This is a genomic window from Amycolatopsis bartoniae, assembly GCF_014191255.1.
In the GTDB taxonomy this organism is placed as follows: Bacteria; Actinomycetota; Actinomycetes; order Mycobacteriales; family Pseudonocardiaceae; genus Amycolatopsis_E; species Amycolatopsis_E bartoniae.
On record NZ_JACHWH010000003.1, the window covers coordinates 191,387 to 202,660 of the forward strand.

12 protein-coding genes and 1 pseudogene are annotated in these 11,274 nt (G+C 73.1%); 6 read left to right on the forward strand and 7 right to left on the reverse strand.

The features are described from left to right. Complete coding sequence (locus tag FHX82_RS17530) at positions 1-618, reverse strand: TetR/AcrR family transcriptional regulator (RefSeq protein ID WP_145932945.1); 618 nt, start codon at positions 616-618, stop codon at positions 1-3. A 76-nt stretch (positions 619-694) separates the two neighbouring features. On the opposite strand from FHX82_RS17530, the gene FHX82_RS17535 reads away from it, so the two are divergent. Both FHX82_RS17535 and FHX82_RS17540 read left to right on the forward strand, forming a co-directional pair. Continuing rightward, complete coding sequence (locus FHX82_RS17535) at positions 695-1,588, forward strand: MBL fold metallo-hydrolase (protein ID WP_229881083.1); 894 nt, start codon at positions 695-697, stop codon at positions 1,586-1,588. A gap of 12 nt (positions 1,589-1,600) precedes the next feature. After that, positions 1,601-1,966: an Hsp15 family ribosome-associated heat shock protein gene (locus FHX82_RS17540; protein WP_145932944.1), complete on the forward strand. Its 366-nt coding sequence runs from the start codon at positions 1,601-1,603 to the stop codon at positions 1,964-1,966. 2 nt (positions 1,967-1,968) lie between these two features. On the opposite strand, the gene FHX82_RS17545 is transcribed toward FHX82_RS17540, so the two are convergent. The 3 genes from FHX82_RS17545 to FHX82_RS17555 all read right to left on the reverse strand — a co-directional run bounded on the left by FHX82_RS17545 (position 1,969) and on the right by FHX82_RS17555 (position 4,994). Next, positions 1,969-2,865, reverse strand: coding sequence for a LysR family transcriptional regulator (locus FHX82_RS17545; RefSeq protein ID WP_145932943.1), 897 nt, complete (start codon positions 2,863-2,865; stop codon positions 1,969-1,971). 56 nt (positions 2,866-2,921) lie between these two features. After that, on the reverse strand, positions 2,922-3,587 hold the full coding sequence (locus FHX82_RS17550) for a response regulator (RefSeq protein WP_145932942.1): 666 nt from the start codon (positions 3,585-3,587) through the stop codon (positions 2,922-2,924). Positions 3,588-3,740: 153 nt separating this feature from the next. Further along, positions 3,741-4,994 carry an MFS transporter gene (locus FHX82_RS17555; protein WP_145932941.1) on the reverse strand — a complete coding sequence of 418 codons (1,254 nt, stop codon included), beginning with the start codon at positions 4,992-4,994 and terminating at the stop codon, positions 3,741-3,743. Between the two features lie 91 nt (positions 4,995-5,085). Between FHX82_RS17555 and FHX82_RS17560 the strand changes: the two genes are divergently transcribed. Next, positions 5,086-6,012 (forward strand): LysR family transcriptional regulator, encoded by a 927-nt coding sequence (locus FHX82_RS17560; protein ID WP_145932940.1) that lies wholly within the window; start codon positions 5,086-5,088, stop codon positions 6,010-6,012. Positions 6,013-6,080: 68 nt separating this feature from the next. Further along, positions 6,081-6,917, forward strand: coding sequence for an SDR family oxidoreductase (locus FHX82_RS17565; protein ID WP_145932939.1), 837 nt, complete (start codon positions 6,081-6,083; stop codon positions 6,915-6,917). 104 nt (positions 6,918-7,021) lie between these two features. On the opposite strand, the gene FHX82_RS17570 is transcribed toward FHX82_RS17565, so the two are convergent. Both FHX82_RS17570 and FHX82_RS17575 read right to left on the reverse strand, forming a co-directional pair. After that, positions 7,022-7,360: a hypothetical protein gene (locus FHX82_RS17570; RefSeq protein WP_221216140.1), complete on the reverse strand. Its 339-nt coding sequence runs from the start codon at positions 7,358-7,360 to the stop codon at positions 7,022-7,024. Between the two features lie 305 nt (positions 7,361-7,665). Beyond that, a pseudogene (locus FHX82_RS17575) lies at positions 7,666-7,896 on the reverse strand (IMP dehydrogenase); the annotation flags it as partial. Positions 7,897-8,075: 179 nt separating this feature from the next. Here FHX82_RS17575 and FHX82_RS17580 point away from each other — a divergent pair. Then, positions 8,076-8,600 carry a hypothetical protein gene (locus FHX82_RS17580; protein WP_145932938.1) on the forward strand — a complete coding sequence of 175 codons (525 nt, stop codon included), beginning with the start codon at positions 8,076-8,078 and terminating at the stop codon, positions 8,598-8,600. Here the strand turns inward: FHX82_RS17580 and FHX82_RS17585 are convergent. Continuing rightward, positions 8,585-10,351: a pectate lyase gene (locus FHX82_RS17585; RefSeq protein ID WP_145932937.1), complete on the reverse strand. Its 1,767-nt coding sequence runs from the start codon at positions 10,349-10,351 to the stop codon at positions 8,585-8,587. The two genes, FHX82_RS17580 and FHX82_RS17585, sit on opposite strands and share 16 nt — an antisense overlap. A gap of 117 nt (positions 10,352-10,468) precedes the next feature. Here FHX82_RS17585 and FHX82_RS17590 point away from each other — a divergent pair, with 117 nt between their 5' ends. Beyond that, complete coding sequence (locus FHX82_RS17590) at positions 10,469-11,272, forward strand: acyl-CoA dehydrogenase family protein (RefSeq protein WP_145932936.1); 804 nt, start codon at positions 10,469-10,471, stop codon at positions 11,270-11,272. The last annotated feature ends 2 nt before the right edge of the window (positions 11,273-11,274 follow it).

An 11,274-nucleotide genomic window follows, 5' to 3' on the forward strand; every position in this document is an offset into this window, starting at 1 on the left:
TCAGCCGGTGCGGTCGGTGTGCGCGCTGCTGGGCGTGGGCCAGTCACCGGTGGTGTCGTATGTCAGTCCATTGAGGACGGTGTGGACCACGCGTTCGGTCTGGCGGCCGGCGTCGTCGAGGTGCACGAGCCCGTCGGCGAGCAGCACGGCCAGCCCGTGCACCGCGGGCCAGTACACGAAGTCCGCGCCCTCGCGGGCTTTCGCCGGGAGCCCGCCGCTCTCGACGAGCCGGTCGAGTCCGGCGATCAGGACGTCGTGCGGGTGCACCGCGTCGCTCGACCACTCCGGGCGCGTGCCGAACGCGAGCCGCGCCACGGCGGGGTCTTCGACGGCCCAGCGCACGTAGGCGCGGCCGAGCGCCACCAGTCCTTCGCGGGGATCGGACGCGTTCTCGCACGCGTGCGCCAGGCGTTCGCCGAGCCGGGCGAGCACCCGGCCGGACAGGGCGCGCACCAGCGCGTCCCGGGACGCGAAGTGGTGGTAGGCGGCGCTGGGGCTGACGCCCACGCGTGCCGACGCCTCCCGCAGTGACCAGCCGTCGGCGCCGCGTTCGCGCACGAGCTCCTCCGCCGCGTCGAGCAGGGCCTCGCGGAGGTCTCCGTGGTGGTACTTCGTCACCGGGCGATCTTAACGCTGCTCAGATCGGTGCTAGGCTGACAGCGAATCTCAACACTGTTCAGATCGGAGTCGTGTCGTGAGTGAAACCCCTGAGCTGCCCGACGGCCCGGCGCCGGTCGTGAGCGGGGAGCCGGTCGAGGTGGCCGAAGGCGTCTTCGTCATCCCCGACGGCCGCGTGGAGCTGGTGCCGAACGTCGGCATCGTCGTGGGGCGCGACGCCGCGCTGGTCGTCGACACCGGGCTGGGGCCCCGCAACGGCGCCACCGTGCTGTCGCAGGCGCGGCGGCTCGCGGGCGACCGGCGGCTGTACCTGACCGTGACGCACTTCCACCCCGAGCACGGCTTCGGCGCGCAGGTGTTCAAGGGTGCCGCGACGATCGTCTACAACGCCGCCCAGCGCGAGGAACTGCGCCGGAAAGGCGCGGGGTACGTGCAGATGTTCTCGGGGCTGAACCCGGCCGTCGCGGCGGAGCTGCGGGACGTCGAGCTCGTGGCGCCGGACGTCGTCTTCGACCGGGAGGCGGAGCTGGACCTGGGCGGCCGGAAGGTGGTGCTGCGCCACGTCGGCCCGGCACACACCGCGTCCGACCAGGTGGTGCTCGTCGACGACCGGGTCCTGTTCGGCGGTGACCTGCTGGAGAACGGCATCTTCCCCATCGCGCCGTACTTCCCGCCGCACGACGTCGAGGTGGACGTCGCGGGGTGGATCGCCGTGCTCGGCGAGCTGCTCGCGCTGGCGCCGGAGGTCGTCGTGCCCGGCCACGGCGAGGTCACCGGGCCCGCGTTGATCCGGGAGGTGCGGGACTACCTGGCGCACGTGCGCGGGGAGGCGGTCCGGTTGCGCGAGGCCGGAGTGGCTGTGGACGAAGCGGCTGCCGCGGTGGAGAAGGACGCGCTGGAGCGGTGGGGCACCTGGGAGCGGCCGGAGTGGGTCGGGCTCGCCGTGCGGGCCTGTTACGCCGCGGAGTGACAGAATGCGACCGTGGACTCGACTCGGGTGGACCGCTGGCTGTGGGCGGTGCGGCTGACCAAGACCCGGCCGGACGCGGCGGCCGCCTGCCGGGGCGGGCACGTGCGCGTCAATGACCGCCCGGCGAAGCCCGCGACGATGGTGTCGCCCGGTGACGAGATCCGGGCGCGCGTGGGGGACCGGACGCGGATCGTCGAGGTGGTGCGGGTGATCCAGAAGCGGGTGGGCGCGGCCGACGCGGCCACGTGCTACCTCGACCGCACCCCGGCGCCGCCACCCGAGGTGGTGGTGCCGGTCGCGCGCCGGGAGCGTGGCGCGGGCCGTCCGACGAAGCGGGACCGCCGGGTGCTGGACCGGTTCCGCTCCGGGCGGTTGTGACCTCAGTAGGGCGCCAGGTGTTGTCCGGCGTACTCGCGGAAGGCGCTGACCAGCCCGTTGTGGTCGTCTGACCGGGTGGCGAGGACGACGTGGGCGGGCTCGACGTCCTCGATCGGGACCGAGGTGAGGTCCGGGCGCAGCCCGGCGGTGAAGGAGCCCGCCGCGATCGAGATCGCCTCGCCCGTCGCGACGATCTCGAACTTGTCCTCGATCGCGTCGATGAGCGGCCCGTCCGGGGCGAGGCTCCCGTCCGGCCGCGGTTCGAGGCGCCAGTAGGCGCTCCAGTCCGGATCGGAGTCGCGCAACCGGGGGAGCGGCTCGTCCGCGATGTCGTCGAGGGTGACCGACTCCTTGCCCGCCAGGCGGTGGTCGAGGGGCAGCACCGCGACGCGGGGCTCGTCGTAGAGGACCGTCACCTCCAGCCCGCTCGCCGGCAGCGGCCACCGGGTCACCGCCGCGTCGACCCGGTGGCCGAGCAGCGCCTCCCGCACCTCCTGCCAGTGCACGTGCACGACCTGGACCTCGGCGCCGGGGTGGCGGCGGCGTAGCTCCCGCACGGCCGGGGTGACGATGAGGCCGGGGGTGTAGCCGATGGTGACGCGCCTGGGCTGCGCGGCGGCGCGCGTGCGGGCCATGGCCTGGGTGGCGGAGCGCAGCAGCGTCCGGGCGAGGGGGAGGAAGACGTCCCCGGCCTCGGTGAGCCGGGTGCCGCGCGGGGTGCGGTCGAGCAGGCGCGCGCCGAGCTGCTGTTCGAGACGGCGGATCTGCCTGCTCAGCGACGGCTGGGTGGTGTGCAGCGCCTCCGCGGCGCGCCCGAAGTGCCGGTGCTCCGCGACGACGGTGAAGCACTGCACCAGCCGCAGGTCGAGGTCGACCGGAGGCACGGACGGGTCGGACATGTCTCCAGCGTACGTGCGCGGGGGAGTGTCCACACAGGACGGCGAGCGGGCACCCCTCAGGGAGCGGGCAGCCGCGGGGTGAGGTCCGCCTGGAGCGCGAACACCACCAGCTGCGCCCGGTCGCGCGCGCCCAGCTTGAGCTTCGCGCGGCTGACGTGCGTGCGGACGGTCTCGCTGCTCACCCCGAGGCGCCGGGCGATCTCGGCGTTCGACCTGCCCGTCGCGACCCAGCCCACCACCTCGCGCTCACGTTCGGTGAGCGACCGGACCGCACCGGGCGCCACGGCGGGCTCCGCGGGACGGGCGAAGCGGCTGATGACGGTCCCCGTCACCGACGGCGACAGCAGCGACTCCCCGGCGGCGACCACCCGGACCGCACGCAGCAGCTCGCCCGGCTCCGCGTCCTTCACCACGAAACCTCGCGCCCCCGACCGCAGCGCCTCGAACACGTACTCCTCCCGCGCGAACGCCGTCAGCATCACCACGTGGACCCGGTGCAGCGCCGGATCACCGGTGATCTCACGCAAGGCGGTCAGCCCGTCCCCACCGGGCATGCGGATGTCCAGCAGCACGACGTCGGGCACGGTGGCCCGGACCACCTCGGCCCCGCGCCGCCCGTCCGCCGCCTCGCCGACCACCTCGATGCCGGGCTCCCCGCCCAGCAACGCCCGCACCCCGGCGCGGATCAGCGCCTGGTCGTCGACGACCACGACCCGGATCACGGGCCGGCCCCGCGCGAGGGAAACCCGCCCGCGACGACGAGCGGCAGGCACGGCCACCGGACCAACCCCCCAGGAAGGACCACGCCTCCACCGTAGTCCTCGCGAACGGGGCGTGAGACCGATTCGCCGGATACGCGGTTTCGCGTGGGCGGCCTAAGTGGGCTTCGGTACCCGCTTCCGGCGGGCAGGAGATCCTTCCGTCCGAAATGGACCCAGGGGTCCCCGCGGCAGCAGGAACGGCGTGGCGAGGAGCAGCACCCCGGCCGCGGCCAGTGCCGCGCGAGGGCCGGTGAGCTGCGCCAGCAGCCCCCACAGCAGCGTCAGCACGGCGATGCTGGTGCTGCTGGTGATCGACCACGCGGTGAGCACCCTCGCGTGGTGGCCGGGTTCGACGGCGTTCAGCCGGTAGGCCGCGAAGACGGAGTTGAACAGGCTGATGCAGGTGATCAGCCCCAGCTCGGTGATCATCACCACCGCCAGCCCCGCGGGTCCGGGCCGCACGAACGCGAGCCCCACGGGCCAGCACGCGCGCAGCGTGCCGAAGACCCGCAGCACCTTCCGTTCGCCGAGGCGGGCGGTGACGCGGGGAGCGAGCCGTGACCCGACCAGGCCGCCGAGGCACGGCACGGCGAACGCGAGCCCGTACTGCCACACCGGAAACCCGAGGTGGGCGAGCATCAGCACCGACAGCACCGGCTCACCGGCCATGAGCAGCCCGTTGACCAGCACGAGGTTGAAGAAGAGCCGCCGCAGCGCGGGGTGGGCGAGGATGTGGCGCCACCCCTCGGCGACGTCACGCAGGCGGCGGGCCGCCGGAGTCTTCGGGGCCGGGCGCCGCTCGGGTTCCCGGATCGCGGTGATGCCGAGCGCCGACAGGAGGTAGCTCACCGCGTCGAGGACGACGGTGGTCACCGGCCCGAGCAGGCCGATCGCGGCGCCGCCCAGCGGCGGTCCGACGACCGTGGCCGACCAGGTGGTGGACTCGAACCGGCTGGTGGCCACCAGCAGCTTCCCGGCCGGGACGAGGGTCTTGAGGTAGGCGCCACTGGCGGCGGTGAACGCGATCTTCGCCACCGCGGCGACGACGGACACCACCAGGAGCTGCCCGAACGACAACAGGTTCAGCCAGTAGGCGAGCGGGACGGTGGCCAGCGCGGCGAAGCGGACCAGGTCCATGGCGATCATGACCGGCCGCTTGGCGCGGAACTCCAGCCATGGCCCGAGCGGGACCGCCAGCAGCGCGCCGATCGCGAGCCCTGCCGACGACAGGGCCGCGACCTCGGCCGACCCGGCATGCAGGACCTCGATGGCCACCACCGAGAACGCCCCGAACCCGAGGCCCGTGCCGTAGGCGCTGACCGCGTAGGCGGCCCACAACCACCCGAAAGACCGCCCCAAGTTCCGCATGGGCACAGGAAATCCCCTCGGCGGCCGCCGCCACCAACAACGGGTCCGGGGGCGTGTCACAACTTCCGGTTGTACCAGTAGGTTCGGCGGCGTGGATCTCGATGCGGTGCGCACCTTCGTCGCCGTCGCCGAGGCCGGGCAGTTCCAGGCCGCCGCCGACGAGCTGGACATCACGCAGCAGGCCGCGTCGAAACGGGTGGCCGGCCTGGAGCGGGAGCTCGGCGTGCGGCTCTTCGCGCGGATCGCCCGTGGCGTACGGCTCACCGTCGACGGGCAGGCGCTGCTGCCGCACGCCCGGGAGCTCCTGCGTGCCGCCGACCGCGCCACGGCGGCGGTGACGCCGGGACGGCGGGCGCTGCGGGTCGACGTGGTCAACCGCAGGATCGCGCCGTCGAACCTCCTGCAGGCGTTCTACCAGCAGCATCCCGGCATCGAGCTCGACGTCGTGGTGCTGCCGGACGCCCCGTCGGCGCTGGCCGAGCTGAGCGCCGGCACGCTCGACGCCACCTTCCGGTCCCTGCGGGGTTCCGGCGGGAAGGTGCCGGACGGCCTGCGGGCGGAGCGGGTGATCGACGAGCGGCACGAGGTCCTGGTCGGGCCGCGGCACCCGCTGGCGAACGCGGGCTCGGTGACCCCGGCGGAGCTGGCCGGGCATCCGCTGTGGATGCCCGGGCTGTCCGACGCCGAGCCGCTGGGCTACTACCGCGACCTGGCGAAGGCGTTCGGGCTCACCATCGACACGATCGGGCCGGTGTTCGGCAACGAGGCGCTCCTCGCCGAGATCGCCGACTCGGCCCGGCTCGCCACCCTCGTCGGCGAGGGTTCGCGGTACCTCTGGCCGGAGAGCTACGACCTGCGCCGGGTCCCCGTCGTCGATCCGGCCCCGCTCTACCCGCTGCTGGTGCTGTGGCGAGCGGACAACACGCACCCGGTGCTCATGAGTTTTCTCGAGTACCTCCGGGCCGGGTACCGGACGCCGGCCGGGGACGTGTGGACGCCGGAGTGGGCGTACCGCTGAAAATCGTTGGCGCGCCGGGGGGAATCACCGGGATACTGCCCGTCTGCCGAAGACGTGGGGGGACGGCGATGATCCTGGTGACGGGCGCGAGCGGGAACGTCGGGCGGGCGCTGGTCGAGCTCCTGCCGGGAGACGTGCGCGCCGCCTACCGCGATCCGCTGAAGACCGCGCGGGCGGCCGAGTCGGGGCGGCAGGCGGTGACGCTGGACCTGGACGTGCCGGAAACGCTGGCCCCGGCGCTGGCGGGGGTGGACGCGGTGTTCCTGATGGGCGCGACGGGTCCGGGTCAGACCGCGCAGGAACTGAACCTGCTGCGGGCCGCCCGTGCGGTGGGGGCGCGGGTTGTGAAGCTGTCGGTGTGGCGGGCGGGCGAGCGGCTGACGCCGATCGCCCGGCTGCACCAGCCGGTCGAGGCCGCGCTGGCCGCGTCCGGGCTGCCGTGGACCGTGCTGCGGCCCAACTTCTACCTGCAGAACTTCCTGCGTCAGCCGGGAATCCGCGCGGCGGGCGAGTTCGGTTTCCCGCTGATCACCGCGCCGGTGAGCTTCGTCGACGCCGAGGACGTGGCGCGGGTGGCCGCGCACGTGCTCACGACGGACGGCCACGACGGGCGGACGTACGACCTCACCGGCCCGGAAGCGCTCACGTATGGGGACGCCGCGAAGGTGTTCTCGAAGGTCCTGGGCAAACCGGTGCGCTACGTGGCCTCCCCGGACGCCGAAGCCCGCGCGGCGATGCTCGCCCGGGGCATACCGGCCTTCCACGCCGATCTCCTCATCGAGGTCGCCCAGGCCTACCGGGAAGGCGGCGCCGATACGGTGACCTCGACGGTGCCCGAGCTGACCGGCCGCAAGGCTTCCGGCCTCGCCAGCTTCATCTCCCGGCACCGGGACGTGTTCGGCTAGGGGCGGCGTGAACGGAATGCTGTCGGTCGCGGTCCGCCACCACCTGCCGCGCCGCGATCCTCCACCGGGTTCCCGAACCGGCCGCGACAGTCCACAGGAGACACTCAGTCATCGGGCTCCCCGCGTTCCCCCTCTCCCTGCGGCCGCAGCGCGTACGCCGGCACCAGTTGGTCGCGGACCCGCAGGGGTTCGCGCCGGGGATCGGCGTAGGGCACCTCGAAGTCGACGACCCCGAGCCACTCGCCCTTGACTGTCGGGAACCAGCCGTGCAACCGGCCCGGCACCTCGCCCGTGAAGTCGAGGCCCGTGACGATCGTGTGGACCGGCACGCCGCGGACGCGGATGTAGAGCGAGTCGAGCCGCACCCACACCGGCGTGACGACCGGGTGGCGGTTGTGCAGGCCGTCCCCGGTCCAGCGGGTGAACGGGCTGTCGAGCACCATCCCGCCCGCCTAGTGCCCGGACGCGCCGCGGCGGCCCCGCTCCCGTTTTCGGTGTGCTACCTCGTGTGCCATCTGCCCTCCCCGCTGCTGGTGGTGCTGGTTCGAGTGCTTCCCCCACCCGAACCAGCACCACGACCGATAGTAGAACACATGTTCGACCGGTGCCAAGCGGGGTCGCCATGGTCACCTCCGGTTCCGCCGCGGTGACCGCGCATCGGCCGAGGGCGGTCTGAAATGGACAGTCGCCCGCTTCGGCTCTCTGACCGGACAACCCGCGACCGGCGCGGTCGGCACCACCCGGCGGATCACGGGCGGATGAGCACCTTCAGCGCCTCGCGGTCGGCCATCGCCCGATAACCGGACGGGACCTCCTCCAACCCGATCGTGCGGTCGAAGACCCGCCCGGGTTGGATGCGGCCGTCGAGGATGTCGGGCAGCAGCTCCTCGATGTAGGCGCGGGCGGGGGCGACACCACCGGTCAGGGTGATGTTGCGCAGGAACGACCGGACGTCGGCCGGGACCTCGGCGTACTGCGGGGCGGTGGGTTCGTGCAGCTTCGGGTCCGGCACCGTCTCCACCCGCACGTCCCCGGCCCCGTAGATCAGTGTTGCCCGCATCACTTCCTTCCGCTCGCCTTTCGGGCAGGGTCTTTCCCGCGGCGAGAGGGGGCAAACCTGGGACCGCGTCACAGGGGACAGGTCAAGATGGATGGGTGATGCGACGGGCTTGGGTACGGGGAGTGGTGGCCGGAGTCGTCTTCGGGATCGCGCTGGCGGCCTTGCTGCCGTGGGTTCTGCCCGGCGACGGCTGGTGGGTCGGGGTGGTGACCGGTGCGGTCGCCGGTGTCTTCTTCGGCGCGGTTATGGGCCCGGCGGCGGCGCGGCTGGAGCGGCGGCTGTGGCGTGTGGCGGGCGAAGACCTCACGTGGCAGCAGTTCCGGGAAGCCTCCCGCGCCAGCCGGTCCGGACGAGTTCCGGCGGACCCGCGAGTGCACAACGGGGCGGTCCGCCTCGCGGTCTACCAGCTGGCGCAACACCGCAGGCAGCGAACTCCCCTGGTCGTGATCTTCGGGCTGGGGGCGGCGCTCAACCTGTTCAGCGGTGTGACGGACGGGGATTGGTTCAACCTCGCCGCGGCAGTGTACTTCGTCGCGGCGATCGTCGTGGTCCTGCTCCAGCCCCAGCGGCTCGGCAGGGCGCTCATCCGCCTGCGCGGCGAGGACAATCAGCCCGAGACGTAGGAGACCAGCTTCCCCAGGTTGGCCACGTACGTGGCCGAGCTGATGACCAGCGGCCGTTCCCGTGGCACGTACGGCGGTTCCGCCGGGGGTGTGCGCGGGTCGTACGGCGAGGTGTCGTAGACGTCGCCCACGTTCTTGCTCATGTACGCCCTCCCGTCGTACGGCGTCGCCGGGCCGGGGCCGTGATACGGGTTGGTCACGGCGTCGACCGGGGTGAGCCAGTGGTCCTTCGCGCCCAGGTCGGTCACCAGCGCGGCGGCCTCCGCTGCCGTGACCGGCGGCAGCGGCTGTGTGGCGCCGCGGAACAAGTCGGTCAGCTCCAGGTCCCGCAGCGAGAAGTACCGTGGCAGCGGGATCGGCGTGCCCGGCGTCAACGGTGAGCGCGCCCGCAGGTCGGCCACCTCCGCGGGAGTCAGCGCACGCAGCTGCTCGTACGTCGTCCGCAGTGCGGCGGTGTCGATGGCGCGCCCCGCCGAGTAGTGGCTGAGCGTGTCGTGGTGATCGTGGTCGAAGTAGTAGGCGCCGTTGTCGATGTTGGAGCCGAACCGGTGCACGAACCGCGCCCGGTTGGTGCCCAGCTCCACGTACGTCGGGTGCGTGCGCCCCGCCAGCAGCGGGTTCTCCGCGAGCTGCTGGGCGGTCAGCGGGCAGCTCTCCAGCCACGCGATCGCCTCCGGCACCCGGTCGAGGTACTTCGCCTCACCCGTCAGGCGGAAGTAGGCGAACAGCTGGCGCACGTTCGTCTGCGTGGTGTGCGTGGTCAGGGCACGCGGCTCGTAGGACCGGGCACCGGCCGGCGCACCCGCGGGACGGCCGCCGGCGCTACGGGACAGGTGCTGCAGACCCCAGCCCGCCTGCGGCGCGGGCTGCTGCAGGCGGCGCAGGCACTCCATCGCCCGCACGACCGGCTCCACGAGGTCCCGCCGCTGCAACGTCGAGACGCACATGAGCAGGAACTTGATGTTCTCGCCCAGCACGTCGTCGTTGAACGTGACGTGCCGGGTGTAGTCGCCGTCCTCCATGCCGTGCTGGACGTCGGCCGGCAGCCACGACGGGAGCGTGTCGGGCCAACGCATCCGGCTGACCGAGCCCGCGAACGCGGGAAAGCGCTGCGGCCACCCGCCGTCGGCCACGCCGCCGCGGAACTGTGCCTTGAGCACGAACCGGATGGCCCGCTCCAGCGCGGCCTCGAACCGCGGGTGCCGCCGCTCCAGGTACAGCCGCAGGATGAGCTGCGCGGCGGTGGACGTGCCGGCGTCGTCGAAGGTCGCGTTGCCGTAGTAGTGCTGGAACTCCTCCAGCCGCCACCCGTTCGCGCCGATGGTGTCGTACCACCGCCGCAGCGAGTGCTCACCGGCGAAGTCGTGGACGTAGTTCCACCCGCCGACGGGCAGCTGGGCCTCCACCAGGGCGAATCCCGTCCGCTCCGCCGCGCGGTAGAAGACCTCGTCGCCGGTCGCGTGGTAGGCGTCGAGCATGCTGTGCCCGACCGACGGGGTGCCGGGCGGCTGGACCCAGCACATCGTCCGCTTCGCCTCCATCTCGCCCCACGTCACCGAGAGGTCCGGCAGGTAGTTCCACACGTACCCGCCCCGGTAGGAGACGTGCTGGTCGAGGAACACCGCGGCGCGGCGCATCGCGCCGGCCACGTCGACCGTGGCCGCTCCCGCCGTGCCGAGCCGGGCCCCGCCCAGCGTGGCGAGCACGGGCGTGACCGCGAGCTGACCGAACCTGCGACGGCTCAGAGGCATCCGCCCAGATTAGGAGCGCCGTCCGGTTCGTCCTACCGCCGGTTGGAGTCACGTCCGGTGGCGAGCGGGTTCCGTGGCGGACAGACTGCTGGAGCCGGCCACTGCAGAAGGGTGCTCATGACCTACGAGAAGGACCTCGCCCGCATCGTCGAGGACGTCGTCGCTCCGCAGGCGGCCCGCGTCGACGCCAAGGGCGTCTTCTCGTGCGCCGCGCTCGGCGAGCTCGCGGCCGCCGGGATCCTCGGGCTCACCGTGCCGGCGGAGCTCGGCGGCGGTGGGCGTGGCCTGGACGCCGCCACCGACGTCGTGCGGACCCTGTCGCAGGCGTGCGGCTCCACCGCGATGGTCGTGACGATGCACTACGCCGCGACGGCCGTGCTCGCCGCGACCGGCCGCGAGGACGTGCTGCGTGAGATCGCGCAGGGGCGGCACCTGAGCACGCTCGCCTTCTCGGAAACCGGTTCACGCAGCCATTTCTGGGCTCCGCTGAGCACCGCGACCGCCGAAGGCGACGAGGTCGTGCTCGACGCCGCCAAGAGCTGGGTCACCTCGGCACACCACGCCGACAGCTACGTGTGGTCCTCGCGCCCGCTCGCCGCGGACGGCCCGATGTCGCTGTGGTTCGTGCGCACCGGCGTTCCCGGGCTCGGCCCGGGAGCCGGGTTCGACCTCGCGCTGACCGCCGCCCTGCCGTGGTTCCTGCTGCTGAACGCCGCCGCCGGGGCCGGGCTGATGGAGTCCGTCACCGCCGCGACCGCCGGGCACCTCACCGGCACGCGCCTGCGCCACCTCGGCCAGTCGCTCGCGCACCAGGTGCCCGCGCGCGCCGGGCTCGCCCGGATGCGGATCGAGACCGACCGCACCCGCGCGCTCGACTTCGTCGGCCGGGCGCTGTGCGGCCTGCCCCTGCTGGAGGCGTGAGG